Origin of the sequence: Halorussus salilacus (assembly GCF_024138125.1) — an archaeon.
GTDB classification, from domain to species: Archaea; Halobacteriota; Halobacteria; order Halobacteriales; family Haladaptataceae; genus Halorussus; species Halorussus salilacus.
In genome coordinates, this window is record NZ_CP099993.1 from 2,870,418 (window position 1) to 2,897,213 (window position 26,796).

Here is a 26,796-nt window from a genome sequence, read left to right on the forward strand (position 1 = left end):
GGACTCACTCCGCGCTGGGAGCGACCGTAGCGCGGTCGTCGGTCTCCTGACCGAGTTCGACCCCCGTAACCTCGAAGCGCGCCCCGCCCGACTCGCCCTCGGTCGGTTCCACGTTCCACCCGTGAGCGTCGCACATCCGTTCGACGATGGCGAGTCCGAACCCGGTTCCGTCGTCGGACGACGAGAAGCCGTAGTCGAACACGTCCTCGCGCATCCCTTCCGGAATACCCGGCCCGTCGTCTTCGAGGTAGAACCCGTCGGGGTCGTTTAGCGCGCCGACGGTGACGGTCACGTCGTCCCCACCGTGTTCCACGGCGTTCCGGAAGAGGTTCTCGAGTAGCTGCTTGAGCATACTCTCGTCGGCCCGAATCGCCCGGTCGGTCTCCACCCGGAGGTCGGCGTCCCCGGTCTCGGCCGTTTGCCAGCTCTCGGTCGCTATCCCCGCTATATCGACCAATTCGACCTCCGTCACCGACTCGTCTTGGCGCGCCATCAGCAGGATGTCGTCTATCAGCGTCTCCATTCGCTCGTGGGAGTCGGCCACGAGCGACAGGTGTTCGCTCTCGCACTCCTCGCGGGCGAGTTCGAGTCGGCCGCGGGCCACGCTGAGGGGATTCCGGAAGTCGTGTGCCACGATGCTGGTGAACTCGTCGAGCCGCTCGTTCTGTCGCTCGAGTTCGCGCTCGCGTTGCTTGAGTTGCTCGTTGCGCTCGCTGAGCGCCCGTCCGTGCGTGATGGCGCGCGCTTCGCTGAGACCAATCGCGATACCGCCGACGGAACCGAGTGCGATGGCTATCGACCGCGTTCCGGGCGTGAACTCGACGCTGACGTTCGGATGGAGGACCCGAAGCGTGATGAACCCGTACATCACGACGATGCCGCCGAGACACCACATCAGCACGCGCGGGTACAGTTCGGGGTCGAGTCCCGAGTTCGGCAACCATGAACCGAGATACAGTAGCAACACTCCGGGGAACGCGGTCAGGACGAAATCGACCGACGCGCCGAGGATGGCACCGCCGCTCGCGATGGTGAGCGTCGTCTGTCCGGCCGCGAACACGACGAACAGTCCGCCTACCAGCGAGATGCGACGAGGCCAACGACTCATTCTCCTGTATTTTACAGAACAGTAGTATATGTCTTAGGGTTTTAGCCGAGCGACAGTAACCGCCGGGAGCACCGTCGTCACGCCGACGAAACCGAACTACCGGTACTCGGCGCTTCGGCCCTCGCGGTCGGGGGTGAGCTCGCCGTGTTCGTCGATCTCGCCCTGGACGATGCGGGTGCTGGAGATGATGTCGCCGTCCTCGGCGTGGACGTGCGGGACGACCTCGATTTCGAGGGGAGCGTGGCCGCGCTCGGTGCGAATCTCGTTGATGCGTTCGGCCCCGTCGGTCGTCTCCGGGGAGACCACGAGCGCGTCGAACTGGGATTCGGTGGCGATGCCGGTCGGCTCGGTGAGCTCTCGCACCTCGAACTCCCGGTCGTACTCGTCGGCGAAATCGGCGAGCTCGGATTCGAGGTCCCGCTTTCGCTCGTCGAACGGGCGGACGTACCGGTCCACATGGCGGGTCTTCGGCGCGAGTTCGTCGCTGGTGAGCCCGACCGTCACGTCCCCGAGTTCGAACGCGCGCTCGAACAGCGCGCGGTGGCCGTCGTGGACCGGGTCGAAGGTCCCGCCCAGGGCAACCTTCATACCCCGGCGAAGGGCACCCCGCGGCTTAGTGCCTTCGGAACCGCGTCGTCGCCGAATTCACTCCTCGAAGTCGGAGTCCTCGAAGTCCGAATCCGCGTCCTCGGACTCCCCGCTGGACTCGTCGTCTTCGTCCTCGACCTCGATGCTGACGGGTTCGGCGGTCTCGGCGGCCTCCTCGCCGTTTCCGAGGTGGTCGTCGAGGTTGAACACCGTGTTGAGCTCGTCCTGTACCTGCCCGACGATGCCCGAGACGAGTTCGCTCGGTGCGATGGCGGTGTACTCGTAGGGGTTGTTGCCCGCGCCCTCGCTCTCGCGCTTGCGGCGCTCGACCTTCTCCTCGTCGTGGAGTTCCGCGAGCGACTCCCGGACCGTGCTGGGGTAGAGACCGGTCCCCTCCGCGATCTCCTCGCTCGTGCTGTGGGGGTGCTGGCGGAGGTAGACGTAGATGCGGGCGCGGGTGTCGGTGTCGAGCACCCACGACAGCAGGTCGACGATGCCCTGGTCGAACTGGTCGACCGCCTTGTCGGCCTCCTCTTCGAGTCGCTCGCGCCCCTTGGAGAGTCGCTCGCGGCCCTCTTCGACCGGGAGGTCCTGTTCGACGGTCAGCTTCTCGTCGCCGGACTCCTCGACGGCGACCTCCTCGGTGACCCCCTCGTCGTCCACCGATATCTCCTCTTCTACGCTCACGTCCTCGTCCACGTCGTCGATTTCGGTCTCCTCGACGGTGTCGTCCTCGACGTTCACGTCGTCTCGTTCGTCGTCTGCGTTCTCCCCGGACATGTCCTTTCAACGAGGACAAAAGCCACCTGCGGGTAAAAACCTTGCCTACGCCCGACGCCGACCGAACGCGGGTCACTCGCCGTCGAGCAGTAGCGACTCGTAGAGCGCCTCGACGCCCTCCTCGTCGCGAATCCGGCGCTGGCGGTCGGCACCGCTCTCGGCCTCGTAGACCTCCCGGATGCCGGAAACCCCGAGTCGGTCGCACTCGCGGTCGACGACCTCGCCCAGTTCTACCGTCCCCTCGCGGTCCCGGCGGATGAACGAGGCCTCGCGGCCGTACCGCATCGCGCGCCACTTGTTCTCGTCGAGGAGTTCGCGGCGGTGGCGATACGCCGGATCGCCCCTCCGCGGGCGTCGCCCGCTCCGGTACGCCGACCACGGGTCGGCGCTGTCCTCGTACCGCTCGGCGAGGTCCACCACGAGCGCTCGGGCGTACTCCGCGAACGCCAGCACGCGCTCGGGGTCGGCCTGTCCGTCCGGCGTCCGGACCTCGACCGTGCCGTGGCCGGTGTGAGGGCGCACGTCGTACCAGAGTTCGCCCCGGTCGTTTATCGAGTCGGTCCGGAGCATCGTCTCCTCGAACGCCTCGAAGTCCTCGTAGGAGTCGAAGCAGGTCGGCATCCCGGTGTTCGGGAGCGCCTCGAATATCTTGGCCCGCGCCGACTGGAGGCCGGTGTCGTGGCCGTTCCAGTACGGGGAGTTCGCCGACAGCGCGAGCATCACGGGGAGGTACCACCGTATCTCGTTGGCGACCCAGACCGCCTTGTCGGCGTCGTCGACGCCGACGTGGACGTGCAGGCCCGCGGTCGTGTTCCGATGCTGGGGATACTGGATGCGGTCCAACTGCGCGCGGTACCGGGGCTTCTCGGCGTGTTCGAGTTCGCGCCACTTCGCGGCGGGGTGGAGCCCCGCGGCCGCGATTCGGTAGCCGCCCGCTTCGGCGTGGTCGACCAGCGCGTTCCTGACCGCGAGCAGGCTCTCGCGGGCGTCCGCGGGTCGCTCGATCTTCGGGGTCTGGGTCTCGATGACGAACTTGAACAGCTCGTGGTCGAGCCGTCCCTCCAGTATCTCGGGCGGGTCGCGCTCGTAGACGAGTTCGTCGGTTCCCGCGGTCGGGCGGCCCCGGTCGTCGACGACGAAGAACTCCTCTTCGATGCCCAGCGTGCCCATCTCCGTGAAGTTGGTAGCCGAACCCGAGTCCATCTTTCGAGCGTTCGTAATCCGAGGTGTAAATAGTTCCGAACCCGGAAAGACCGGTCGGTTGTCCGGGCGCTGTCGCCCGCCTCCGCGGGCGACAGCGCCCGGACGCGATTCCGCGAGCGGGGCGACCCGCAGGCCGAACCGACTCGCCTCTCGGACGACCCCGCCCCGGCGACGTTCGTCGCCGGGGCGGGGACGCGGCCCGAATCCCTAACCCTCCGAGCGTCGAACCCGGTCGCATGACCGACGAGCCACACGCCGAGACCGGCGAACCCCGGACCGACGACTCCCAGACCGGGGCGACCGACGACGACGGCTGGCTGACCGAGGGCGCGATAGGGGCGCTCATCGTCGCCGGAGTCGTGCTGTTCGTCGTCCCGGAGCCCGCGACGACGGGACTCGGGACGCTGCTCATCGTCGCGGGGGTCGTCGGATGGGTCGTGAACCGGTTCCGGTAGCGTCGGTCGTGTCGGTCGCGCCGGTCAGCGCGGTCGGGCCACCACGCCGAGGTGGTCGTCGTGGTACGGTTCGAGTCGCTCGGTCTCCAGCACCTCGTAGGCCTCGCGCAGGTCGTCGAGCGCGTCCTCGAACACGTCGTCGGGGTCGCGGGTCACGTCCTCGCTCCGGGCCTTGATGGCCGCCAGCAGGCGACCGTCCTCGCGGAGGAACTTCGCGTTCCGGACCGCGACCCGGGCCTGCCCGCGGGTCGCGACGTCCTGCACGATGGCGTCCACGTCCGACTCCACGACGTGGGCGTAGGTGTCGGGCTTGCGCGCGTCCTTCAGCAGGGGAAAGAGGTTCCCGCGGTCCTCGGCGACCCCGACGAGGTCCCGGACCGGCCGGGGCGCGAACTCCACGGCGTAGGTCGCCCCGGCGAAGTCGGCGACGTGGCCCGCGGTCGTTCCGCTCGCCGCCCCGAGGTAGAGGACGGTCTCGCCGCCCGCGAGGCCGGTCGCCATCCCGCGTTCGAGCATCGCCGCGAGTTTCGAGCGTCCGGCGTCCCACAGCCGCCACCCCTCGTCGGTGGGTTCGCCGTAGACGGGTTCGCCGCGGGTCGCGAGTCGCTCGCGGCCGTCGAACTCGCGGTACTCGACGCCAGCGGGGAGGTCGGCGCTCATTCGGCGTCACCCCCGCCGTTGCGAATCCGGTCGATTCGCTCGCGTAGCTCCTCGTCCAGTTGGGGCTTTCGCTCGCCGGAGTAGTGGTCGATTCGCGCCGCGATGGCGAGCTTTCCGGCGAAGGCGCGGGCGGCCGACCCGCGCTTCTCGGGCCGGGTCCCCCGGACGTACTCGTGGGTGAAGATGACGCCGTGTTTCGGCGAGGGCGCGTGGCCCCTGAGGTGAGCGAACAGCGAGTCCTCCGCGCCGAGGACCTGCACGGTCCCCGCGGGCTGTTTGGCGAGCGCGTCCAGCCCGCCCGCGAGCGAGATCAGCCGCGCGGCGAGTACCGGCCCGGCCATCGCGGCGAGGTTGGGCGCGACCTCGGGCGTCTCGCGCTCGATGAACGCCCGGAGCCGGTCGGCCTCGTCGGCGAGGTCGGCGACCCGACCCGCCAGCGAGACGAGTCGCTCGTCGACCGGCGAGGACGGGTCGCGCGCCGAGAGTTCGCGGGCGTACTCGACGCCGGTCCCCGCGTCGGGGTACCGGCTCCCCGCCCACTCGGCGACCCGCTCGGCGAGTTCGTTGGCTTGGGCGGTCGCGTCGTCCATCGCGCGGACCGCGTGGACGAGCTGTTGGTCGTCGGCGCGCTCGCGCTCGGCCGCGGCCGAGCGCGACGCGCGGACCGCGGCCTCGTGGAGCTTCGCGTAGTAGTCGGCCTCGTCGTCGGCGAACCCCGCCTCGACGGCGCGCTCGGGCCAGTCGGCCGGGGCGTCTGCCCGGCCCTCCCGAATCCGGGCCGCGCCGGACTCGGGGTCGTCGGGTGCGACCCCCGCGAACCACCCGGCGCTCTCGGCCGGACGGTCTGTGTCGTCGGTCATACCCGTGGATTGCTCGCCTTCGCGTTTAAACCTACGTCAATGGAGTCGGCGAATCGCGTCGGTCGGTGGTTCGACCTGTATCGCCCGGCGACACGACCGCCGGGAATCGCCCGGTGAATCATCCGCCGGGCGGGACTGAAAGGGGCGGCGCGCTCGCGTTTACGTGGTCGTCTCCGCGGGCCACTATTCGAAGTCGGGCGGTGTGGAGAGACTTCGAATATCCCGCGGAGCGACCGCGAGCGCGCCGGGGCTTTCTGGGAATCGTACTCGCGGTTCTCCAGTTATTGGTCGCGATCTCCGCTCCAACGGTTCATCGCACTTCGCGCGAACCGAAACCGAGAAGCGCCCGCCCGCGGATTTTCAATCGATGAACGTCGAGGTCCGCGGCCACGAGTTCGATATCGAGGCGGAGCGAATCGACGCGCCGGGGGACGAGATACGCGAGCAAATCCGCGAGTACGCCGCGGGCGACCGCCGGGCGTTCGACCTCCCGGTCGCCGTCCCCGACGACTTCACGGGCGAGGTGATGGTGGCCATGCGCTCGATTCCGTACGGCGAGACCCGGACCTACGGCGAACTCGCTGGCCAACTCAACACCGCGCCGGTCGCGGTCGGCGGCGCGTGCGGCCGCAATCCCGTGCCGATAGTCGTCCCGTGCCACCGCGTGGTCGGCGCGGGGTCGCTCGGCGGCTACTCGGCCTCGGGCGGTCTCGACGCCAAGGAGCGACTGCTCGCGCTCGAAGGCGCGCTCGACTAGCTACTCCTCGGAGACGACGCGCCGGACCCAGCCGGTCGCGCCGGATTCGAGCTTCACCTTCGCGCCCTTCGGGCTGTCGTCGTCAAACACGTTCCGGGCCTCGCCGCGGAGCGCTCGGTCGTTGTCGGCGTTCGACTGCTCGATTTCGACCGTCATGCCGCGCCGGAAGTCCTCGCGGTCGGGGCGTTCGCTCGACATACCCGGCCCTGCGACGGACGCGGGCAAGACGGTAGTGGACTCGTCTGATGCGCGTTCTTTTCAACATACGGCCACAAAAACTATACTAGCTCTACCAAAACGCTGAAATGCGGTTACGCCGCGACTTCGAACCACGTCGGAGCCGCCCGCGGCCCCGCTCGCCGCCCGCACTCGCGCCACCCGTGTGCGGGTCGGCATCATCGAGTTCCAATCCTCCTCTCTGTCATCCGGGAACCGTTCGTGCGGTCCTCGCGCGAAAACTCGGGGAGCGCTCACTCGAACTTCTCGAACGGCTGTTCGCACGCGTTGCAGTAGTGCATCGAACGGCACAGCGACGGTCCCTTGGGGTGCTCGCGCTCGGTATCGGTCGACTCGCAGTAGGGGCACTCCGCGCCCTCGGTCTCGCCGGTCGTATCTACGCTGGGGTCGAGTCGTCTCATGGTCACACGCTCAGTCCGAACTCGCGGAGGTCGTCCTTCCCGGCCTCGGTCACCAGTTCGATGGACCACTCCGGGCTCCAGACGAGTCGGAGGTCGACCGACTCGACGCCCTCGACGCTGGCGACCGCGTCCTCGATCTCGCCGGTCAGCATGTCCCGCGCGGGACACCCGGTGTAGGTCAGGGTCATCACGACCTCGGCGTGGACTCCGGCGGTTTCTTCTCGCGGGCGTCGCCCGCTCGAACGGTCCGAGGCGCTACGCGCCTCGCTATCACCGCCTCCGTGAGGCTCCTCCGGAGCCTCTCTGTCGACTCGCTCGGTCACGTCCACGCCGTAGATGAGGCCGAGGTCGACGACCGAGACCGGCATCTCGGGGTCCTCGACCCCGTAGAGGGCGTCCCACACGTCGGCCTCGACGCCCTCCGCGCCCTCGCCGGTCGCGGGCACCTCGTCGGGGGCCTCCCCGCCGGAGGTGTAGTCGGTGTACGCGCACGCCGACGGCTCTTCGAGCGGGTCGATGTCGGACACGTCCTCGCAGTCGGCGTCGGGTTCGAGGCTCGGGTCGAAGTCGGTGTCGAAACTCATGATGCGTTACTCCGCCTCGTCGGGGTCGGGCATTATCTTGTGGGCCTCGGTCCTGCCGAGTTCGCGGTAGGTGTGAGTCATCTCGTCGTGGAGGTCGGCCCAGTCGTCGGTGTGGTCGCCGTCCCGGCCGCGGCTCTCGGGCAGGAACTCCCCGGGGTCCTCGCGGATGCCCTCCGGAGTTTCGAGTCCGAGCGACCGGAGGAACGGAATCGCGGTGTCGAACCACTCCTCGCGCATCGAGTCGAGCGACTCGGTCCGGAGGCCCAGCTCGTCGATGCGACTCTCGATTTCGTCGTCGCCCTCGAACAGGGTCAGCGCGTGGGGGAAGAGTCGGTCAACCGCGTCCTGCAGGCGCTTCAGGCTCGCCTCGTCGGCCGCGAGTCGCTCCAGCCAGTTCTGGGCGTGTTCGAGGTGGTACTCCTCCTCGCTCCGTATCTTGCCCACGCGGTCGGCGATTCTGGGGTAGGCGGTGCCGTCGAGGGCCTCCAGCCGGAGGTCCTCGGCGGCGTCGTAGAGGTACGACCGGACGACGGCGTCGGCCCAGTCGCCGTCCTCGAAGGGGAGTTCGGCGAGGGTGGCGTGGCGGAAGTCGGCTGGGTCGCGCTCGAAGATGAGGTCCGACTCCTCGTGGCCGAAGTCCTGCAGGAGGTCGTACCACAGCCGGGCGTGGCCGAACTCGTCCTGCGCGATGTTCGCCAGCGCGAGGTCGGATTCGAGGGTCGGGGCCCGGACCTGCCACTCGGTGTAACGCTCGCCGAGGACGAGTTCGTCGTCTGCGAGCCGGTAGAGGAGGGCTTCGACCGCTTCGCGCTCGTCGACGCTCAGGTCGTCCGGCGCTCCGAGGTCGGCCCGTTCGGACTGTTCGGTCGCCATCAGTCGTCACCCTCCTGTGCGCGCTTCGCTCGGTCGGCCTGCTCCTGCTCGCTCTCGGAGTCGGCGACCTCCTGGGCGAACGCGGCGTCGAGGTCCTTGTACCCCATAACCCAGCGGTAGGACTTGTCGGTGGTGCCGCCGAACGCGGCGTCCTCCGTATCGACTTCGCCGATCTCCTCCTTCGGAACGACCCAGAGGCTGTTGGTCGGCTTCCGGCGACCGTGTTGAATCTGGGCGAACAGCTTCGCCATCTCGCGGTCGGGCGCGTGGACGTTCCCGCAGTGGGTGTGGTACTTGCCTGCTTCCTCCTGTCGGAACACTTCCCAGATCATGGTCAGTCGGCCGCCTGCGGGGTGGTTCCCGCGCTCGCGCTCTCCCAGTCGTCCAAGCTGTTCCGGACCCACTCGACGGCCTCCTGTGTGCGAGACCGCTTGCCGATCTGCTCGTGGCTCCCCGGCGAGTCGTTCTTCGCGATAGTGAAGAACTCCTCCCAGTCGAGGTCGTCCTCGACGACCTCGTAGGTGCCGTCGCCGTTGTCACGGATGCGGGGCTCGTCGGGAATCTCCAGCCCGTACTTCTTCGCCTTCGGGACGTAGGCGTTGAGGAAGGCGTTGCGGAGCTCGTCGTTGGTCATCGTCTTCAGCCCCACGTCGGCCGAGAAGTCGTGGTGGGTCGACTTGTCGTCGGTCGGGCCGAAGAACTGGATGATGCGGGGCCACCACTCCTCGAAGGCCGCTTGAAGCATCTCCTGTTCGGCTTTCGACCCGGTCGCCAGCTCGCGCATGATGTCCTCGCCGTGCTTGACGTGGAACCCCTCCTCGAAGCACACCTTGTCCATCGCGTGGGCGTAGGGCTCCCAGCTGGTGCGCTTGAGGGTGGCCTGTCGGCGCATCGCCGCGCCGTCGACGAAGAAGGCGATCATCGGCACCTCGGCCCAGCTCTCCATTGGGTAGTGGAAGCAGTTGAGGAACTTTCCTTTCCCCTCGGCGAGTTCGTCGAGCATCTCGTCGCGGGTCTTGACCCCCAGCGACTCGGCGGCCCGGTAGAGAAGCTGGCCGTGGCCGATCTCGTCCTGCACCTTCGCGGAGAACGCCAGCTTCCGGTCCAGACTCGGTGCCTGCCGGATGAAGGGTCGCTCCAGATACGCCCCCATTATCTCGCTGTTCGCGTGGAACTGTATCATCCGCGTGGCGGCCTCCCGGTACTCCTCCGGGAGGTCGTCCTTCGGACTGAATTCGCGCGGTCCGGCGCGCTCTTTGACCTCGTCGATGTCCATGTGCGAGTATTGCCGCCGAGACCCCATACCGATTGACCCGCCCATAGACTGCTTTTATATGTTCCGCGCGCGAACGACGGGTATGGATTCGCGTCGAGAACTCCGCCCTACCGCCCCCTCGCGCTCGCCCGAACAAACGTCGGAGGGTGGTCCTCGTGAGCGGAGCGAACGAGGGCTCGTCGGAGCTTGTCTCCGACGGTGGACTGAAAGGGGCCGCCCGCTCGCGGGCCTGCGGCCCGTGGTCGCTTGCGCGGCCCCTATCCGAGGTCGGGCTGTGCGGAGAGACCGAGGATATGCCGCGCAACGACCGCGAGCGGGCGGGGGCTTTCGAGGTGGTCGAGGCGGAAATCCTCCGGAAACGAGTCTCGACTCCAGCGATTCAAACCGATGATAGACGAGTGTCTGGTCGTCGAGTTCAGCGTCACGGGCGACGACTGCCCGCTCGCGGCGGCCACCCGCGAGACCCGGACCACCATCGACGCGCGCCCGCCGGTACTCCGGGCCGACGGCAACACCCTCCTGCGCTTCTCGGCGTCTTCGCCCGCCGACGACCTCGCGGGCGCGCTCGACGCCGACGACCGCATCCGGTACCTCCACGTCTCCCGGACCGACAGCCGGACCAACTTCCGGTGCCTGTCGAAACACCCCTGCGTGGTCCACGAACTCACCGACGAGGGGTTCATGGCCGAGAGCCTGCGGTACCGCGAGGGCGTCGAGCGCTACACCGGCGCGGTGGTCGGCCACGACGTGCTACAGGGCGTGCTCGCCGCGGCGGCCGAGACGGTGGGCGTCTCGCTGGAGCGGGTCTTTCCGCTCGGCGAGGAGGACGACGAGGCGGTCGCCCAGCGGTGGGACCTCACGCCCGCTCAGGAGGCCGCCCTGCAGACCGCGCTCTCGATGGGCTACTTCGCGGTCCCGCGGGGGGCCACCGCGAGCGAGGTCGCCGCGGAACTGGACATCAGCAAGTCGGCGTTTCTGGAGCGCCTGCGCCGGGGGCAGGCGACGCTGTTCGGGCAGGTGTTCGGCTGAGCCGGACCTACTGCGGGTCTCGCCGGGGTGCGAGTCCGTCCCAGTGCTCGGGGTAGAGCACCCGCGCGAGGACGGCGGCGAGCGCGCCGACGAACACGAGCGTGGCGAGGAAGTTGCCGCCGCCGACGGCGACGACGACTCCCGCGAGCAGGAAGGCGACGACCGCGAGCAGTGCCACTATCGCGTCGAGTCGCTTGCGGAGGGCGTCGTCCATGTGCGGGGGCAGTCAGCCGACGGAAAAATACGTTGTGGCCGCCGGTTCCCGAGAATCCCGGGCGCTCTTCGAACCCGAAACGCGGGATTCGAGTGGCGCTCGCGAACGCGGAGCGTATCAGATATTAATTCATATCTCACACACAAAAATTTTTATTACTCTGCCCTCGTCACTTTCGCGTTGCTGGTGAAAATCCGGTAGGAGGTGAGAATGTCATGATCAGTTTCGGGAACTCGATGCTCGGGTTCTTCCCCTACGACGGCAAGCGGTGCCCCGACCGTTGCTGAACGGACGCGGTTCAGGTTCGCTCCCGAACAGCCGCCGGAGAACTACCGAACGACGGTTCACCGTCACATTCTTTCGTACGCCGACGACAGCGTCGAACGACAACGGAGTCACAGTCGCTCGACCACCCCCGGAACTTACCGGTGTCGAGCGCCTATACCCCATATGCGGAAGACGGAACTCCTCTACCTCCACTCGCTGTTCGGACTGCTGAAGCGCCACCTCGAAGCCGAGAGAGCCATCGGCGGACCGCTGGAACCCTACGAGTCGCTGGACGTGCGGCCGTCCCACGCCCACAAGTCGAAGGACCGCCACCGGGAGGCGGTGGTCGCGCTCGCATCGGGCATCGCCGACGAACTCGCGCGCAATTCGAAGTACGCGGTCGACCGCGAGGGAGCGAGCGCGGTGACGGCCGACAGCGACGAATTCCCGTGATTCTGGGACGCCCCGAAATCGCCCGACAGCTCTCCGCCGGTGGCTGTGCGACACTCCTGCTGGTGGGAAACGCGATAACTCGGGCGCTCGACTGACGGACTCGCGCGAGACCACCGACCGCGTCTGCTACCCGTTACCCCGTCTTGTACACACCGCGCGCGTCGGCGATCTGGGTTTCGTCCTGCGAAAACACGTCCACGTCGACGACGCCAACGTCTCCGCCGCAACGGACCACGTCGGCCTCCGCGCGGAGGTCGCCGGTCCCGGCTTCGAGGTAGTCGATGCGCATGTCGATGGTCGGAACCGGCCGGTCGACCAGCGAGACCAGCGCCGCGCCGCCGACGGTGTCGGCGAGCGTGAAGGTGACGCCGCCGTGGGCCATCATGCGGTCGGCGTTCCACGACAGCTCCTCGCGCATCTCGACGCGGCCCTCGGCGTGGCCCTCGCCGACTTCGGTCACCTCAACGCCGAGCAGGTCGGCGAACGGCATCTCCTCGAAGAAGCTCTCGACGTCCATACTCCGAGTCGGGTCGGCGAGCAATTAAATGTGCGGGGAGCCTGCTCGGAGGTATGAACGTCACCCACGACGACGGCGTCCGCACCGTCACCTTCGATCGACCCGAGGTCATGAACGCCTTCACGACGGACACCGCCGAGGAACTGGCAGACGTGCTGGCCGACGCCGACCCGGCGGAGCTCGACGCCATCGTCCTCACCGGCGAGGGCGGAGCGTTCAGCGCGGGCGGCGACATCGAGTCGATGGCCGAACGCGAGGAGACGCCCGAGGAAGCCTACGAGCGCATCACAGAGACGTTCGGGCGCGTGGTCGAGGAGGCCCTCGCCGCGCGGGTGCCCATCGTCGCGAAGGTCAACGGCGACGCGGTGGGCGCGGGGCTGGCCATCGCGGCGGTCTCGGACTTCGCCTACGCGGTCGAGTCGGCGACGTTCAGTTGCGCGTTCGTTCGCGTGGGGCTGATTCCCGACACCGGCGGCACCTTCCTCCTGCCGCGACTCGTGGGGCTCCGGACCGCCAAGCGATTGGCGTTCACCGGGGAGTTCTTCCCCGCGGAGGAGGCCGCCGAGATGGGCCTGATAAACGAGGTCGCGGGCGACGAGGCCGACCTCGACGAGGCGGTCGCCGACCTGCTCGACACCCTCCGGGAGCGTCCCACGAGGACCATCGGCCTCGCCAAGCGCGCCATCCACGAGAACATGGGGCGGGGCTGGAAGGAGGCGATGGACTACGAGAACGCGGTCCAGTCGCAGGCCTACGGCACCGCGGAACACGAGGAGGGCGTCGCGGCGTTTCTGGAGGGTCGCGAGCCCGAGTTCGAGTGACTCGACCGGGAGCGCGTCGTTCACTCGCTTAATCAGTACGCGTCCTGTCGTGAAAACCGACGGGGGCTTTCCGTGTCGAGGCCCGAACTACCACGATGACCGACGATGTTTTGCGCACGGACGGGGGAGACGGAGTGGAGAACCGCGCGCCGGTGGGTCGTTCCCCGGGCGTCACCGACGGTCTCGATACCGTCTTCGACCTGCTGTCAAGCTCGCGGCGTCGCTACCTGCTCTACTATCTGGCCGAGGTCGACGAGGACGTGGTCGAACTCTCGGCCGCCGTCGGCGCGGTCGGCGAGTACGAAGCGACCGAACCGGAGGCGGGCGGCCGGTCGCCGCGAGAGGCGACTCGAATCGCGCTCCACCACGACCACCTCCCGCGACTCGCGGACGCGGGGGTCGTCGACTACGACCCCCGGCAGGGGACCGTCCGACTGACGGGCCGTGAGGGACTGTCCGAGTGGGTCGAACACGCTCGGTCGCGGGAGTTGGAGTGACCCTGCCGGGTCGGTTCACCGAGCGGTATCGGACCGGCGGCGACGACCACCTGACCCCGGTTCGGACGGGACGCGATTCGATTCGGTTCGATTCGACCCCGACTACAGCCCGAGGAACTCCTCGGCGTTCTCCCACAGGATCTTTCGCTGGACCTCCTCGGGGAAGTCGAGTTCCGCGAACTGGTCGAGCCACGGGCCGGGTTCGAGCATCGGGTAGTCGGTGCCGAACATCACCTTGTCCTTGAGCAGGCTCTTGGCGTAGTGGAGCACCTGCTCGTCGATGTACCGGGGCATCCACCCCGAGAGGTCCATGTAGACGTTGCCCTTCTGCTGGCAGATGGCGAGCTGTTCTTTCTCCCACGGGAACGCGGGGTGAGCGATGAGTATCTGGAGGTCGGGGTGCTCGGCCGCCACGTCGTCTATGAGCATCGGATTGCCGTACTTGATCTTCAGGCCCCGTCCGCCCGGCGCACACGCGCCGAGCGTGGAGTTACCGCCGTGGAAGACCACCGGCACGCCGAGGTCCTCGATGGTCGCGAACAGCTCCTCGTGTTCGGGGTCGCTCGGGTCGAAGCCCTGCGCGATCTGCTGGAATTTGAACCCCTTGAGGTCGAGGTCCTTCACCGCGCGCTCGGCCTCCTCGACGCAGTCGTCCTTGAGGGGGTCGACGCTGGCGAACCCGACGAAGAAGTCCTCGTGGTCGTCTCGCACCTCAGCGACGTAGTCGTTGGGCACGGGCGGATTGCCGGTGTTGGTCTCGGCGTCCCACCCGAGCAGGACCGCCCGGCCGATTCCGGCCTCGTGGTACTCCTCGACGAGGTTCTCGTAGGTGTCGGTTTCGAGGTCCGTGCCGAACCGCTCGGCGGCGTCCTTCATCATCTGGCCGCCCGCCGCGTGGAGGAACTCCTCGGTCGGCTGGTGGCAGTGGGTGTCGACGATGGGGTAGTCGTCGGGGTGGTCGGCGAGTACGGAGAGTTCTGGCATTGTCGTGGTGTTGGAGGAGTGTCGTAAAAAGCCGTGCGAAGCGAGATTTCGCCAATCGTATCGAAGGGGAAAGGAACTACCGGCGCGCGCTGGCGCGGTCCGTGGTTTGGACCGCGCCATCGTTCGCGCGAGGGACGAGCAACGCAACGAAGTGAGTAGCGCAGGAGGCTGGGGAGGTGTGAGGCCTGCGGTCGCGGTGCGGTTTGATAGGTACCGGAGGTAGCTAGCCAAAATCTCGCGGCACTTTCACACCGATACCCGACAAAATCCACTCGTAGAGCGCGAAAGAAGGAGTCGTTCCGTTAGGCGTCTTCCTTCTTGATGAGGAACTTCATGTCCCCTTCGAACACCACGGTGTCCTCCTGATTCGTCATGGTCGTATCGATAACCACGAGTCCGGAGTCGTCACGACTCGAAATCTCCTTCGTCTCGGTGACCTCCATGTCCAGCGAGATGGTGTCGTCCATGTACACCGGGTTCGGGATGTCCATGTAGTTCATCCCGAGGAACGCCAGCACGGTGCGTTCGAGGAAGCCACACCGGTAGACGAACCCCGTCGCGAGGATGAACGTCATCGGGCCGTGGGCCACGCGCTCGCCGAAGTACTCGCCGTCGGCGTACTCGGCGTTGGTGTGGAGTTCGGTCCAGTCGCCCGAGAACGCAGAGTGCATCACGAAGTCGTACTCGGTGACGGTCCGGCCGACGCTCTCGAAGGTCTGGCCCTCCTCGAAGTCCTCGAAGTGGTGGGGCGTGTAGCTGTAGGGCATGGTTCGGTGTTGTGTCGGTGTGGATAAAATTCTATGGACTTCGGGGTGAAGGTGGCTCTAGGAAAATTCTCGGTTACTTCCATAGGGAGTGTCGTTTCCGGGACGGGGTCCTCGAAAGCCCCCGGTCGCTCGCTACGAGTCGATACCTTCGGAGTCGCGACGGCCTCGAAAGCCCCCGGTCGCTCGCTACGAATCGATACCTTCGGACTCGCAAACTCCTCGAAAGCCCCCGGTCGCTCGCGGTCGCTGTGCGGGATATTCCGTCGGCGCTCGCTCCGCTCGCGCCTCGAAATAGTCGCCCGCACAGACGACCAAGACGAGCGCGAGCGACCGGCCCCTTTCGGTCCTCCCGACCGCACAGCACCGCGACAGCACCGCAGGCCACGTCCTCCCCAACCGACTGCGGTCCTCGGTCGGGCGCTCCCTCCGGTCGCACCCTCCTTGCGGTCCTCGTCCCTCGCGCGCTGTGGCGCGACCTCAAACCGCGAGGTCGCGCCAGCGCGCGCCGACGGTGGAACGTCGAGTCTGGACCGTCGCGTGTCGAGTCCGGACCGTCGCGCTCACCACGACCATTCTTTATAAGTCGCATGTCCACCAACGCCACCCCATGACCGACGTACCCGACGAGGTGCGCGAGCGAATCGAGTCTGACCCCTTCTGCGAGACGCTCGGCGTCGAACTCGCCGACCTCGGACCCGGGACCGCGCGCACTCGGCTCACGGTCACCGACGGCCTCCTGAACTTCCACGGGACGCCCCACGGCGGCGCGATCTACGCGCTGGCCGACGCGGCGTTCGCGGCCGCGTCGAACGCCGAGGGCGAGACCGCGCTCGCGATGGAGACCAACGTCTCGTACTTCGAGGCGGTCGCGGTCGGCGAGACCCTGACCGCGGAGGCCGAGGAGGTCCACGCCCGCGGCCGGACCGCCGCCTACCGGGTCGCGGTCACCGACGAGGGCGGCGACCCGGTCGCGACCTTCCGCGGCCGGGTGTATCGGCCCGAGGCGTGACCCGCTCGCTCGGCGGGGGTCCACCCCGGTTCTGACTTTAATCCCTGTATATTTTTGAACCCCGAGACTCGTGTACCGGTATGAAGCGCCGCCCGTTCCTCCACCTCGCAGTCGGCGTGGCCGCGACCGGCGGCTGTCTCGGCGCGTCCGAGCGCGTGGCCGACGCCGGACCGGGTTCGACCGCGACCGACGGGGCGACCGACCCGACCGAGATGGCCGCGACCGACAGTCCCCTGTCGGTCGAGCGCGTCGAGACCCGCGAGTACGCCGTCCGGCTCAACGACCTCGGCGGCGACCCCGGCGGCCGCGTCACCGCGTTCGACGACCTCGACGACCGCGAGCGCGACGTGTTCGAGGCCGCGCTCGCCGACGGCTACGAGACCGACGACCCGCCCCGGTGGCTGGTCGAGTTCGCCAGCGGAACGCCGTACGTCGAGCGCGAGGCCACTTACTACCGGCTGGAGAACACCTTCCCGACGACCACCGTCACCGCCGAGGCCGTCCCGGAGTCCGACGTGGACGGCGAAATCGCCCCCTACGACGAGTACGAGGCGGCGGTCACCGACGACGGTCGCGTCATGAGCGGGCTGATGCGAATCGCGCGCGAGGAGGGCATCGACCTCACCTACGTCTGGGACGACCTCCGGGCGTTCCTCGAAGACCACGACGCGGTCCGGTACCACGGCGACGTGCTCTCCTTCTCGGTCGCGGTCGAGGACCCCGGCCCGCCCTACCGGGTCTCGGCGGCGGAAGTTCGGGTCTCGGAGGCGGTCGACGGCGAGGTCTGGAACGCCAGCGAGGCCGACCCGGAGGCCCGCGAACTGGTCCGGGAGGCCGGGGAGACGCGGGGCGCGTACGCCTTCGACGGCGCGCCCGACGGCCTGTTCGACGCCCTCGACGACCACCGGTACGTCCTCCTCGACGGCACCTTCTACACCGCCTCCGTCGAGAAGCGCGCGTCGGTCCCGGTCGCGCTCGACGCGACCCTCGAGGACGCCGGGGTCGGAATTGCACTCGCCAACGAGGCCGACGGCGACCTGCGAATCTCGACCGGCGCGCCCCGACCCTTCGGCGTCCTGCACTTCCACCCGGTCGGCGACGAGGACGACTCCAGACTGCTCTGGACCGACGCCTACGAGGAGAGCGACCACGTCAGGACCGAGGACCGGGAGATTCGGTCGGTCGACGACATCGCGCTCGTCTCCGAACTCGGTCCGGGCGAGACGCTGAGCGAGACCTACGACGTGGACGCAGACTCGCTGGCGAGCGGCGAGTACGTCGTCGAGGGGTCTGTCGGCGTCGACACCGGGGACGACACGGCGAACCTCCCGTATCGCGTGGTCTTCTCGGTGGCGTAGCGAGAGCCGGGAGGAAAGGGGCGAAGAGGAGGAGGAGGAAGGAGACGAAGCGAAAGAGCAGAAGGAGAGGGCCGAGCGCGCGGGCGACCGCGACGCGGTCGCCCGCGCGCGCCGAGTACCTGATTGGTGGTCGTGCCTACCGGGGGTCGTCGCTGTCGGCAGCCTTTCCTGTCGGCGGCCGTCGCTGTCGGCGGCCGTCCCTACCGGTGGTCGTACACGCGCTTGACTTTCCCGACCTCGGTGCGCTCTATCGCGCCGGGTTCGACCACCTCGACCTCGTCGGGCGTGACTTCGAGCACGTCGCGGAGTTCGGACTCGATGTCCTCCCGTAGCTCCTCGGGGGTGCCCCGGAAGTCCTCGTGGTGTTCGACCGTTATCTCCATCCGGTCGAGGGTGTCCTCCCGGTAGAGGTCGATTCGGTAGTAGGGAGCCACGTCGCCGAGGTCGAGCATCACCTCCTCTATCTGGCTCGGGTAGACGTTGACCCCGCGGACGATGAGCAGGTCGTCGGCCCGGCCGGTCACGTTGCCCATCCGGACCGCGGTGCGCCCGCACTCGCAGGTCTCGTAGTTCAGCGACGTGATGTCGCCGGTCCGGTAGCGCAGGACCGGCAGGGCCTCCTTGGTGAGCGTGGTCAGGACGAGTTCGCCCTCCTCGCCCTCGGGCAGGGGTTCGCCGGTCTGGGGGTCGACGATTTCGGGGTAGAAGTGGTCCTCCCAGACGTGAAGGCCCTCCTGAGCCTCCTCGCACTCGATGGCGACGCCGGGTCCGATGATCTCCGAGAGGCCGTACACGTCGAGCGCGGTCACGCCCAGCGCGCGCTCTATCTCCTCGCGCATGGGGTCGGTGAACGGTTCGGCTCCGATGATGACGCGAGACAGCGGGAGGTCTCGAACGTCCATCATCCGGTCCTCGGCGGCCTCCGCCAGATAGAGGCAGTAGGAGGGCGTACACGCGAGCGCGTCGCTGTCGAGGTCCCGGAGCATGTCGAGCTGGCGGGCGGTGTTGCCCCCGCCGGTCGGGATGACGGTCGCGCCCAGCTCCTCGACGCCGTCGTGGAAGCCCAGCCCGCCCGTGAACAGCCCGTAGCCGTAGGCGTTCTGAACGGTGTCGCCGGGCCGAACTCCCGCGGCGGACAGCGACCGGGCCATCACCTCCTTCCAGACGCCCAGGTCGCCCTCGGTGTAGGCGACGATCTTGGGCTTGCCGGTGGTGCCCGAGGAGGCGTGAATCCGCCGGAGCTCCCCGTCGTCGACCGCGAACAGGCCGTCGGGGTACTCGTCGCGGAAGTCCTCCTTGGTCGTGAACGGCAGCTTCGAGAGGTCCTCGACGCCCTCCACGTCCTCGGGCGCGACGCCCGCCTCGTCGAGCGCCTCGCGGTAGAAGTCGACGTTCTCGTAGGCGTGCTCGACCGTCTCGGCGAGTCGCTCGTCCTGGAGGTCCCGGAGCTCGCCGCGCGACGCCGTCTCGATGTCGCTGTAGGGCATGTCAGTCAGTAGTTCGCAAGACGGGGCCTAAATCCTTTTGTCGCGGAGGGTCGATTGTATCCGCGGTCGTCGACCCCCCGGGGGTTGGGAGGGTATTGGCGGTCGACGGAAATGTTGATGTGCGAGCAGTGGGTATGGTGGGGTGAGGCCCCGAAATGGGGCATGGTTTCAGCAGAACCCTTGTGGGATTGAAGCGGCCTATGACCGAACAGGATACCGAGGGCGTATTGAGTTTCAGCAGAACCCTTGTGGGATTGAAGCTCACCGAGTGGCTTGCTAATTAGTACGGCACCGCGTTTCAGCAGAACCCTTGTGGGATTGAAGCATGTCGGCGAGCCAATTCTCCGATTTGACCTCCTCGTTTCAGCAGAACCCTTGTGGGATTGAAGCAGCCCACCACGGTATCTCTCGCTCGAAGCCGAAGAGTTTCAGCAGAACCCTTGTGGGATTGAAGCCTCGACGAGGGCCACAACTACATGGGCGCGAATTCGTTTCAGCAGAACCCTTGTGGGATTGAAGCCTGCTCGCGGGGGTCGGCGTGGCGGCGTACGACGACGGGTTTCAGCAGAACCCTTGTGGGATTGAAGCACGGTGGCGTGCGTCCGGTGCGCGGTTGCCGCCGCCCAGTTTCAGCAGAACCCTTGTGGGATTGAAGCAACCGGCTCAGTCTCCCCGACCAGAACGACGGTCGGGCATCGGACCGGTTTCAGCAGAACCCTTGTGGGATTGAAGCCGGCGGTGGCAGAACACTGCCCGCGCAGTACCGCGTGTTTCAGCAGAACCCTTGTGGGATTGAAGCGTGAAGTCTCCCGCCTCGCCGCCAGTGTTCTTCGCGTTTCAGCAGAACCCTTGTGGGATTGAAGCCACACGCGGTACTCGGTCACCGTCACGCCGACCCGGTTTCAGCAGAACCCTTGTGGGATTGAAGCTCCGCGTAGTCGAAGAAATCGCGGACGAGAGACCGCGTTTCAGCAGAACCCTTGTGGGATTGAAGCGGAACATCTCGCCGGTCCGGTACGCTCCTTTCGAGGGTTTCAGCAGAACCCTTGTGGGATTGAAGCAACCTCGATGCCGTGATTATCTACGGCGATTCGCTGTTTCAGCAGAACCCTTGTGGGATTGAAGCTCCATGATTCGCGCTCCGTACCGCCCACCGTAGGCAGTTTCAGCAGAACCCTTGTGGGATTGAAGCCCGAGTCGCAAGAGCGACCGTCTCACCGGCAAGGCGTTTCAGCAGAACCCTTGTGGGATTGAAGCCAAATGGCGTCTCGGGTGGTGTGCTTCGCCATAGAAGTTTCAGCAGAACCCTTGTGGGATTGAAGCGTCGAGTGGTGCCAGCGGACGGCCGTACTCACGCTCGTTCCAGCAGAATCCTTGTGGTATTGAAACATTTACATGCTATCTCTGCGCCTACACGCACTATCGGTCGCGATAGTGCACTGGGGTGTGACGAACCCAGCAACCCCATCGCTACCACCCCTGCGGCCGGAGCATCTCCCCCTCTCCGGCCGCGTTCTCTGCGTTCCCCGACGACTCAGAAGACCGCGCTCGCCACCGCCAGCGAGGCGACGCTCACGACCGCGAGCGTCGCCGCGACGAGCGCGACCGGGCGGAGCCCGGTCCCGCGGAGTTCCCGCACGTCGATGCTGGTCCCGAGGCCCGCGAACGCCGCGAGGAACGCGACCTCCGAGGCCAGTCGGAGCCGGGCCACCTCGACGGGGCCGAACGCGCCGAGGCTGGCCAGCAGGACGAGCGAGACGAACCCGAGGACGAACTTCGGGAAGCCGTCCCAGAGTTCGCGTAGCGAGGTCGTCGGTCCCGCAGTGGCCCCCGAGTCGGCTTCGGCTTCGGTTCTCGGGTCGCCCGTCTCGTCGACTCGCACGGTATCCCGGCTCTCGGCGTAGACCAGCGAGTAGACCACCACGATACCGCCCAGCAGGGCGTTCCGCGCCAGCTTGGTCAGCGTCGCCCACTCTCCGGCGACCGGAGAGTGGGCGAACCCCGCGGCGGTCACCGGACCGGTGCTGAACATGCTGACGCCCGCCCAGACGCCGAACACCCGGTCGGGGAGGCCGAGCAGGTGGCCGACCGTGGGGTACGCGAAGAGGGTGAGCGCGTCGAACGCCAGCACGGTGCTGGTGGCGTACGCGACGTCGGTCTCGTCGGCGCGTATCGCCCCGGCGACCGCGACCACCGCCGAGACGCCGCAGACGCTCGCCCCGGCCGCGAGCAGCGAACCGAGCCTGTCCGGGAGTCCGAACGGGCCGCGCGCGAGCGCCTCCGCGACCCCGAGCGCGAGCGCGACGGCCCCGACGACCGTGAGGACGAGCGCGGGCCCGGAGGCCACCACGGCGTCGAGCGAGATGCGCACGCCCATGAGGACGATACCGGCTTCGAGCCAGAGCTTGTACGTCGACGCGCCCGGTCGGAACACCGCCGGAACCCCCACCGCGTTGGCGACGACCGCGCCCAGCAGGATGGCGGCCAGCAGTTCGTGCAGCGGGGTGACCGCGCCGACTCCGCGGGCGACTCCGCCGACGACCGCGAGGAAGGCGAGTCCGGGCGCGAGCGAGCGGAGCGTCGCCATCGTCACGGCGCGAGGACGACCAGCGCGACCACGAGGTACGCGATGAGCACCGCTCGCCACCCGCGTTCGAGGTCCAGCCACCATCCTCCGAGGCGAGCGACGAGTTCGCGGACCGACGACGAATCAGCCATTCGTTGTCGGATGCCCGCTCGGTTTCGGGTTAGAGGTTTCGATTCGGCCACCGCGGGCGTCCCGTACCGAATCATTTACCGTTCGGACCGGCCACCTCGAAATCGAGGGAGAATGAGCCGAGGGCCCGACGAGGACGTGCCGGACGACGAGCGCGACGCGCTGTTGACCATCGCCCACGGCGCGGTGGTGACCTCCGGAGGGGTCTCGGCCCAGCGCGCGCTGGTCTCGGCGACGGAGTTCGTCCTCGCACGCGGGCTCGGCCCCGTCGCCTACGGAGTGTACGCGCTCGCGTGGCGGATCGCACAGTTGCTGATACGACTGGTCACCTTCGGGAGCGTCCAGACTCTCCAGCGGTACCTCCCCGCCTACGAGGACGACCCCGAGCGCCGAGCGCGGGTCGCGGGGCTGGCCTACGCCACTACGGTCGGATTCGGCCTCGCCATCGCGGCGGGCGTGTGGGCGCTGGCCCCGTGGCTCGACGAGGCCACCGTCGAGCACCCGTCGTTCCCGCCCGCGATGCGACTGTTCGGCGTCCTCGTCGGCCTGCTCGGTCTCGTGATGGTCTCGGCCGCGATATTCCGCGCGGTCGGGTCGGCCCGGGGCGAGGTGCTGTTCAACAAGCTCCTCCGGCCCGGCGTGCGACTTCTCGGCGCGCTCGCGGCGCTCGCGCTCGGCTACTCGGTGGTCGGCGTCGCCGGTGCGGTCGCGGTCTGCGGGCTCCTCCTCGCGCTCGCCGGGATTCCATTCACGGTCCGGGCGACCGGGGTCAGACCGACGCTCCGGGGCGCGCGGACCGAGGTCGGCCGGTTCTACGACCACGCCGCGCCGGTGGCGATGAGCAGTCTCGGGAAGGTGTTCCAGAACCGCGTCGACATCCTGCTGGTCGGCACGCTCCTGACCGCGGTCGCGGCGGGTATCTACAACGTCGTCCTCGTGCTGGTCTCTATCGCGTGGATACCCCTGCTGTCGTTCAATCAGCTCCTGCCGCCGGTGGCCTCGGACCTCTACTCGAACGACCGGATGGAGACGCTCGACGCCGTCTACTCGTCGGTGACACGGCTCATCGTCACCACCGTGACTCCCATCCTCGCGGTCCAGTTGGTGTTCGGCCGGGAACTGCTGGCGCTGTTCGGGCCGACGTACGTCCGGGGGTACGCCCCGCTGGCGGTCTACCTCGGCGGCGTGTTCGTCGGGAGCGCGGTCGGCGCGACCGGGTGGTTGCTCATGATGACCGACCACCAGTACGCTCGGATGGCGCTCGACTGGCTGCTCGCCGTGCTGAACGTCGGTCTGACCTACCTGTTCGTCGTGGAGTTCGGCCTCGTCGGCGCGGCGCTGGGAACCTCGCTCGCCATCGCGGTCCAGAACGCCCTGCAGGTCGTGTTGCTCAGGCGGTTCGAGGGGCTGTGGCCGTTCGACGCCACGTTCATCAGGCCGCTCGCCGCTGGCGTCGTCATGGCCGCAACGATGGCGGGCGTCCGGGCGACGGTCGGACCGTCCCCGCTCGCGGTCGGCGTCGGGACGGTCACAGGCCTCCTCGCCTACGTCGGGAGCCTGCTCGCGCTGGGCGTCGACCCCCGGGACCGCCTCGTCGTCCGCGAACTCGCGGGGCGCTATCGGACCGATATCGCCGAGGCCGTGCCGTTCTGAACAACGGCAATTATTTCCACCGAGAGACGAACCCTCACGCATGCGAGACGCCTACCTCGTCGGCGCGGCCCAGACCGACTTCGGGTCGTTCCCCGACGAAAGCTACCGGTCGCTGTTCGCCACCGCGTTCGAGCGGGCGTGCGAGTCGGTCCCCCGCGGAGTGGACCCCGACGACATCGACGAGGCGGTCGTCGGCACCCTCGGCGTCGGAGGTCGCCAGTTGGGGCTGTCGGGCCCGGCCGCGACCGAGCACGTCGGCCTCCACGGGATTCCGACCACGCGGGTCGAGAACGCCTGCGCCGCGTCCGGATACGCGGTCCGGCAGGCCGTGCAGGCCGTCCGGTCCGGGATGGCCGACGTGGTGCTGGCGGGCGGAGTCGAGATAATGACCGACGCGTCGGGCGACGCCACCAAGTACTGGCTCGGCGTCTCGGGCGAGACCGAGTGGGAACGCCTCTCGGGCACCACCTTCGCGGGCGTCTACGCCCAGATGGCCGACGCCCACATGGCCGAGTACGGCACCACCAGCGAACACCTCTCGCGGGTCGCGGTCAAGAACCACCGCAACGGCGCGAAGAACCCGCACGCCCAGTTGGGCTTCGAGTGCTCGCTCGAAGACGCCGAGACCGCTCAGACCGTGGCCGACCCCCTGACGCTCTATCACTGCTGTCCCACCAGCGACGGCGCGGCCGCGGCCCTCGTGGTCTCGGAGGACGTCGTCTCGGAGTACACCGACGACCCCATCCGAATCGCGGGGGTCGGGGCCGCGAGCGACGCCGTGGGGCTGTTCCAGCGCGAGAGCTACACCGCCATTCCGGCCTCCCGTCGCGCCGCCGAGACCGCCTACGACCGGGCCGGAATCGCGCCCGAGGACCTCGACTTCGCGGAGGTCCACGACTGCTTCGCCATCGCCGAGATTCTGGCCTACGAGGACCTCGGCTTCTGCGACCCCGGCGAGGGGGGCGACCTCGTGGAGTCGGGCGCGACCGACCTCGACGGCGACCTCCCGGTCAACCCCTCGGGCGGCCTCAAGTCGAAGGGCCACCCCATCGGCGCGACCGGCGCGGGGCAGGTCGCGGAGGCCTTCAAACAGCTCTCGGGCGACGCCGGGAATCGGCAGGTCGAAGGCGCGACCCGCGGGCTGACCCACAACGTCGGCGGGAGCGGCGGTGCCGCGGTGGTTCACGTCTTCGAAAAAGAGCGGGAGGTACAGGAGGTGGCACGATGAGCGACGCCGACCTGACCCCCGAAATCGAGGCCGTCGGGGCCTACGCGCCCCGAATCCGAATCTCCGCCGAGGAGTTCGAGGACGCGTGGGGGCGGTTCCACGCCCCCGGCGTCGCCGAGAAGGCGGTCCCCGACGCCGACGAGGACGCGGTGACGATGGCTTACGAGGCCGCCGCCCGCGCGCTCGGCGCGGCCGAGCGCGCGGGCGAGGAGGTCGCGTATCTCGCGTTCGCCACGACCACGCCGCCGCTGGCCGAGGAGGACCTGACGGTCCGACTCGGCGGGATGCTGGGGGTCTCCGACGAGGCGACCCGCCACGTCTTCGCGGGAAGCACCCGGGCCGGGACGCGGGCGCTCGACGCCGCGCTCTCGGCGGGACCGTGGTCCCCGCCGTCCCGAGACGACGAGGCCGACGTGGACAATCGCGACGACGAGGCCGACGCGCGCGTCGGCCTCGTCGTCGCCGCCGACTGCCCGCGGGGCGACCCCGACAGCGCCGAGGAACACGCCGCCGGAGCGGGCGCGGCCGCGTTCGTCCTCTCCGAGTCGGGCGATGCGGAGGTCCTCGCCCGCGACGAGTACGCCGCGGAGTACCCCGGCGTCCGATTCCGCGAGCGCGGGAGCGACGCGACCGAGGGGCTGGGCGTCACGAGCTACGACCGCCGGGCGTTCACCGAGACGCTCGCCGGAGCAGTCGGCGGGCTGGCGGTCGGGGAGGTCGACGCCGCGGCCGTGCAGGCCCCGAACGGAAAGCTCCCCTACCGCGCGGCCGGGTCGCTCGGCGTCGAGACGGACGCGATTCGGGCGTGCGCGACCGTCCACGACCTCGGGGACACCGGCGCGGCGAGCGTCCCGCTGAGTCTGGCGACCGCACTGGAAGAGGGCGAGGAGCGAATCCTCGCCGCGGCGTACGGGAGCGGCGCGGGCGCAGACGCCCTGCTGGTCGAGAACCGGGGCGTCCCCGCGAAACTGGCGCTCGACGGTGACGAATCCGTCTCCTTCGCCGAGTACCTCCGGCGGCGGGGCGACCTGACCTCGGGCGCGCCAGAGGGCGGCGGCGCGTACGTCAGCGTCCCCTCGTGGCGGCGGACTCTCGACCAGCGGTATCGCCTCGTTGCGGGTCGGTGCCCCGAGTGCGAGGCCCTGAACTTCCCGCCCGAGGGCGCGTGCAACGCCTGCAAGACGCTGGTCGGGGGCTACGAGGACGTGGCGCTCTCGGGGACCGGCGTCGTGGAGGCCGCGACGACCATCTCGCAGGGCGGCGCGCCCCCGGAGTTCGCCGAACAGCAGGCCCAGTCGGGCGACTTCGGCGTGGTCGTGGTCGCGCTCGACGGTCCCGACGGCGGGAGCGTGAGCGTCCCCTCGCAGGTGGTCGGGTCGGACGAGGTGGGGATCGGGGACGAAGTCGAGACCACGATTCGACGAATCTACACGCAGGAGGGCGTGACTCGGTACGGATTCAAGGTCCGACCGCGGTGAATCACTCCCGGCGTTCGAGTCGCTCCCGGCGCTGTTCGAACTCCTCGTCGCTGAGGTCACCCCGGGCGTACGCCGAGCGTAGCTCCTCCATCGCCGGGTCTCGGGAGGTCTGGTCGCCGGTCACGCGCTGGAGGACGAGGTATCCCCCGACGAGGAGGACGAGGAGGAACGCGAGCGGAACGACCATCCCCACGAGCGGCCACCAGCCCCCGGTATCGCCGTACTGACCCATCATCCCGCCGTATCCCATCATGCCACCGAAGCCCATTCCCATGGTGAGCAACGGCAGTACGATGAGCGCCCCGAGGACGAGGAGGAGGATGGTCGCGGTGTCGATTTGGTTCGAGGAGGTCATCGCGAATCGGACCCCCGACGCGGGCCCGAGTTCGTCGACGGCCGTCGCGTCGACGCCCTCGCCGAAGTCGTCGGGTGCGAGAACTGGATTGTGGGGTTCATTCAATACAGTACTACAGAGAGGGGCTTAATGGTGTGGTTCCGAGAGCGGTAGTCTGCGAAATGGATTTCCACCCACCGCG

Annotated in this window: 31 protein-coding genes and 1 CRISPR repeat array; of the genes, 11 read left to right on the forward strand and 20 right to left on the reverse strand. The window is 68.2% G+C overall.

Annotated features, from left to right (window positions below):
* Positions 1-4 precede the first annotated feature (4 nt).
* The 4 genes from NGM10_RS14815 to NGM10_RS14830 form a co-directional block, all read right to left on the reverse strand.
* The gene (locus tag NGM10_RS14815; protein ID WP_253480052.1) at positions 5-1,108 is read right to left on the reverse strand and encodes an ATP-binding protein; all 1,104 of its coding nucleotides are present in this window, start codon (positions 1,106-1,108) and stop codon (positions 5-7) included.
* 96 nt (positions 1,109-1,204) lie between these two features.
* The gene (locus NGM10_RS14820) at positions 1,205-1,696 is read right to left on the reverse strand and encodes a phosphopantetheine adenylyltransferase (protein WP_253480054.1); all 492 of its coding nucleotides are present in this window, start codon (positions 1,694-1,696) and stop codon (positions 1,205-1,207) included.
* 57 nt (positions 1,697-1,753) lie between these two features.
* Entirely contained in the window at positions 1,754-2,476 is a 723-nt protein-coding gene (locus NGM10_RS14825) for a helix-turn-helix domain-containing protein (RefSeq protein WP_438267159.1), read from the reverse strand.
* 72 nt (positions 2,477-2,548) lie between these two features.
* Positions 2,549-3,679 (reverse strand): glutamate--cysteine ligase, encoded by a 1,131-nt coding sequence (locus tag NGM10_RS14830; protein ID WP_253480057.1) that lies wholly within the window; start codon positions 3,677-3,679, stop codon positions 2,549-2,551.
* A 236-nt stretch (positions 3,680-3,915) separates the two neighbouring features.
* Here NGM10_RS14830 and NGM10_RS14835 point away from each other — a divergent pair, with 236 nt between their 5' ends.
* Positions 3,916-4,134, forward strand: coding sequence for a hypothetical protein (locus NGM10_RS14835; protein ID WP_253480060.1), 219 nt, complete (start codon positions 3,916-3,918; stop codon positions 4,132-4,134).
* A gap of 24 nt (positions 4,135-4,158) precedes the next feature.
* Here the strand turns inward: NGM10_RS14835 and NGM10_RS14840 are convergent, their stop codons facing one another.
* Together NGM10_RS14840 and NGM10_RS14845 are read right to left on the reverse strand one after the other, a co-directional pair.
* Positions 4,159-4,794, reverse strand: coding sequence for a fibrillarin-like rRNA/tRNA 2'-O-methyltransferase (locus tag NGM10_RS14840; RefSeq protein WP_253480063.1), 636 nt, complete (start codon positions 4,792-4,794; stop codon positions 4,159-4,161).
* The gene (locus tag NGM10_RS14845) at positions 4,791-5,654 is read right to left on the reverse strand and encodes an NOP5/NOP56 family protein (protein WP_253480066.1); all 864 of its coding nucleotides are present in this window, start codon (positions 5,652-5,654) and stop codon (positions 4,791-4,793) included. Before NGM10_RS14845 ends, NGM10_RS14840 begins: the two co-directional genes overlap by 4 nt.
* Before the next feature lie 367 nt (positions 5,655-6,021).
* Here NGM10_RS14845 and NGM10_RS14850 point away from each other — a divergent pair, with 367 nt between their 5' ends.
* The gene (locus NGM10_RS14850) at positions 6,022-6,411 is read left to right on the forward strand and encodes a methylated-DNA--[protein]-cysteine S-methyltransferase (protein WP_253480069.1); all 390 of its coding nucleotides are present in this window, start codon (positions 6,022-6,024) and stop codon (positions 6,409-6,411) included.
* Here the strand turns inward: NGM10_RS14850 and NGM10_RS14855 are convergent, their stop codons facing one another.
* From NGM10_RS14855 to paaA, 6 genes are all read right to left on the reverse strand, one after another.
* A complete protein-coding gene (locus NGM10_RS14855) occupies positions 6,412-6,609 on the reverse strand; it encodes a hypothetical protein (RefSeq protein WP_253480071.1) in 198 nt (65 codons plus the stop codon).
* A 272-nt stretch (positions 6,610-6,881) separates the two neighbouring features.
* The gene (gene paaE / locus NGM10_RS14860) at positions 6,882-7,049 is read right to left on the reverse strand and encodes a 1,2-phenylacetyl-CoA epoxidase subunit PaaE (RefSeq protein ID WP_253480073.1); all 168 of its coding nucleotides are present in this window, start codon (positions 7,047-7,049) and stop codon (positions 6,882-6,884) included.
* 2 nt (positions 7,050-7,051) lie between these two features.
* Positions 7,052-7,633, reverse strand: a complete 582-nt coding sequence (locus tag NGM10_RS14865) for a metal-sulfur cluster assembly factor (RefSeq protein ID WP_253480076.1) — start codon at positions 7,631-7,633, stop codon at positions 7,052-7,054.
* 6 nt (positions 7,634-7,639) lie between these two features.
* On the reverse strand, positions 7,640-8,506 hold the full coding sequence (gene paaC, locus NGM10_RS14870; protein ID WP_253480077.1) for a 1,2-phenylacetyl-CoA epoxidase subunit PaaC: 867 nt from the start codon (positions 8,504-8,506) through the stop codon (positions 7,640-7,642).
* The gene (gene paaB, locus NGM10_RS14875; RefSeq protein WP_253480079.1) at positions 8,506-8,838 is read right to left on the reverse strand and encodes a 1,2-phenylacetyl-CoA epoxidase subunit PaaB; all 333 of its coding nucleotides are present in this window, start codon (positions 8,836-8,838) and stop codon (positions 8,506-8,508) included. Before paaB ends, paaC begins: the two co-directional genes overlap by 1 nt.
* Before the next feature lie 2 nt (positions 8,839-8,840).
* Positions 8,841-9,782: a 1,2-phenylacetyl-CoA epoxidase subunit PaaA gene (gene paaA / locus NGM10_RS14880; protein ID WP_253480081.1), complete on the reverse strand. Its 942-nt coding sequence runs from the start codon at positions 9,780-9,782 to the stop codon at positions 8,841-8,843.
* 387 nt (positions 9,783-10,169) lie between these two features.
* On the opposite strand from paaA, the gene NGM10_RS14885 reads away from it, so the two are divergent.
* On the forward strand, positions 10,170-10,811 hold the full coding sequence (locus tag NGM10_RS14885) for a helix-turn-helix domain-containing protein (protein WP_253480083.1): 642 nt from the start codon (positions 10,170-10,172) through the stop codon (positions 10,809-10,811).
* 7 nt (positions 10,812-10,818) lie between these two features.
* On the opposite strand, the gene NGM10_RS14890 is transcribed toward NGM10_RS14885, so the two are convergent.
* Complete coding sequence (locus NGM10_RS14890; protein WP_253480085.1) at positions 10,819-11,025, reverse strand: hypothetical protein; 207 nt, start codon at positions 11,023-11,025, stop codon at positions 10,819-10,821.
* A gap of 450 nt (positions 11,026-11,475) precedes the next feature.
* Here NGM10_RS14890 and NGM10_RS14895 point away from each other — a divergent pair, with 450 nt between their 5' ends.
* On the forward strand, positions 11,476-11,745 hold the full coding sequence (locus NGM10_RS14895) for a UPF0058 family protein (protein WP_253480087.1): 270 nt from the start codon (positions 11,476-11,478) through the stop codon (positions 11,743-11,745).
* Positions 11,746-11,878: 133 nt separating this feature from the next.
* Here the strand turns inward: NGM10_RS14895 and NGM10_RS14900 are convergent, their stop codons facing one another.
* On the reverse strand, positions 11,879-12,262 hold the full coding sequence (locus NGM10_RS14900) for a PaaI family thioesterase (protein WP_253480089.1): 384 nt from the start codon (positions 12,260-12,262) through the stop codon (positions 11,879-11,881).
* A gap of 53 nt (positions 12,263-12,315) precedes the next feature.
* On the opposite strand from NGM10_RS14900, the gene NGM10_RS14905 reads away from it, so the two are divergent.
* A complete protein-coding gene (locus NGM10_RS14905) occupies positions 12,316-13,083 on the forward strand; it encodes an enoyl-CoA hydratase/isomerase family protein (protein ID WP_253480092.1) in 768 nt (255 codons plus the stop codon).
* A gap of 95 nt (positions 13,084-13,178) precedes the next feature.
* A complete protein-coding gene (locus NGM10_RS14910; RefSeq protein WP_253480095.1) occupies positions 13,179-13,580 on the forward strand; it encodes a DUF7344 domain-containing protein in 402 nt (133 codons plus the stop codon).
* Positions 13,581-13,682: 102 nt separating this feature from the next.
* Here the strand turns inward: NGM10_RS14910 and NGM10_RS14915 are convergent, their stop codons facing one another.
* Positions 13,683-14,564: an amidohydrolase family protein gene (locus tag NGM10_RS14915; RefSeq protein WP_253480098.1), complete on the reverse strand. Its 882-nt coding sequence runs from the start codon at positions 14,562-14,564 to the stop codon at positions 13,683-13,685.
* A gap of 302 nt (positions 14,565-14,866) precedes the next feature.
* On the reverse strand, positions 14,867-15,331 hold the full coding sequence (locus NGM10_RS14920; protein WP_253480101.1) for a MaoC/PaaZ C-terminal domain-containing protein: 465 nt from the start codon (positions 15,329-15,331) through the stop codon (positions 14,867-14,869).
* Between the two features lie 607 nt (positions 15,332-15,938).
* Between NGM10_RS14920 and paaI the strand changes: the two genes are divergently transcribed.
* Entirely contained in the window at positions 15,939-16,340 is a 402-nt protein-coding gene (gene paaI, locus NGM10_RS14925) for a hydroxyphenylacetyl-CoA thioesterase PaaI (protein WP_253480104.1), read from the forward strand.
* A gap of 80 nt (positions 16,341-16,420) precedes the next feature.
* Positions 16,421-17,698 carry a DUF8130 domain-containing protein gene (locus NGM10_RS14930; RefSeq protein WP_253480106.1) on the forward strand — a complete coding sequence of 426 codons (1,278 nt, stop codon included), beginning with the start codon at positions 16,421-16,423 and terminating at the stop codon, positions 17,696-17,698.
* Positions 17,699-17,898: 200 nt separating this feature from the next.
* Here the strand turns inward: NGM10_RS14930 and paaK are convergent, their stop codons facing one another.
* The 3 genes from paaK to NGM10_RS18215 form a co-directional block, all read right to left on the reverse strand.
* Positions 17,899-19,185 carry a phenylacetate--CoA ligase PaaK gene (gene paaK, locus NGM10_RS14935; RefSeq protein WP_253480109.1) on the reverse strand — a complete coding sequence of 429 codons (1,287 nt, stop codon included), beginning with the start codon at positions 19,183-19,185 and terminating at the stop codon, positions 17,899-17,901.
* Between the two features lie 165 nt (positions 19,186-19,350).
* Positions 19,351-20,574: a CRISPR direct-repeat array (repeat unit 30 nt; unit sequence GTTTCAGCAGAACCCTTGTGGGATTGAAGC).
* A 145-nt stretch (positions 20,575-20,719) separates the two neighbouring features.
* Positions 20,720-21,772 carry a YeiH family protein gene (locus NGM10_RS14940; RefSeq protein WP_253480111.1) on the reverse strand — a complete coding sequence of 351 codons (1,053 nt, stop codon included), beginning with the start codon at positions 21,770-21,772 and terminating at the stop codon, positions 20,720-20,722.
* A gap of 2 nt (positions 21,773-21,774) precedes the next feature.
* On the reverse strand, positions 21,775-21,903 hold the full coding sequence (locus tag NGM10_RS18215; protein WP_256504304.1) for a hypothetical protein: 129 nt from the start codon (positions 21,901-21,903) through the stop codon (positions 21,775-21,777).
* Positions 21,904-22,015: 112 nt separating this feature from the next.
* Here NGM10_RS18215 and NGM10_RS14945 point away from each other — a divergent pair, with 112 nt between their 5' ends.
* From NGM10_RS14945 to NGM10_RS14955, 3 genes are read left to right on the forward strand one after another with little or no spacing between them, the layout of a single operon-like run.
* On the forward strand, positions 22,016-23,554 hold the full coding sequence (locus NGM10_RS14945; RefSeq protein ID WP_253480113.1) for a lipopolysaccharide biosynthesis protein: 1,539 nt from the start codon (positions 22,016-22,018) through the stop codon (positions 23,552-23,554).
* 40 nt (positions 23,555-23,594) lie between these two features.
* A complete protein-coding gene (locus NGM10_RS14950; protein ID WP_253480115.1) occupies positions 23,595-24,782 on the forward strand; it encodes a thiolase domain-containing protein in 1,188 nt (395 codons plus the stop codon).
* A complete protein-coding gene (locus NGM10_RS14955) occupies positions 24,779-26,260 on the forward strand; it encodes a zinc ribbon domain-containing protein (protein ID WP_253480117.1) in 1,482 nt (493 codons plus the stop codon). The genes NGM10_RS14950 and NGM10_RS14955 overlap by 4 nt, the downstream gene beginning before the upstream one ends.
* Position 26,261: 1 nt before the next feature.
* Here the strand turns inward: NGM10_RS14955 and NGM10_RS14960 are convergent, their stop codons facing one another.
* Positions 26,262-26,615, reverse strand: a complete 354-nt coding sequence (locus NGM10_RS14960; protein WP_253483881.1) for an SHOCT domain-containing protein — start codon at positions 26,613-26,615, stop codon at positions 26,262-26,264.
* Positions 26,616-26,796: the final 181 nt, after the last annotated feature.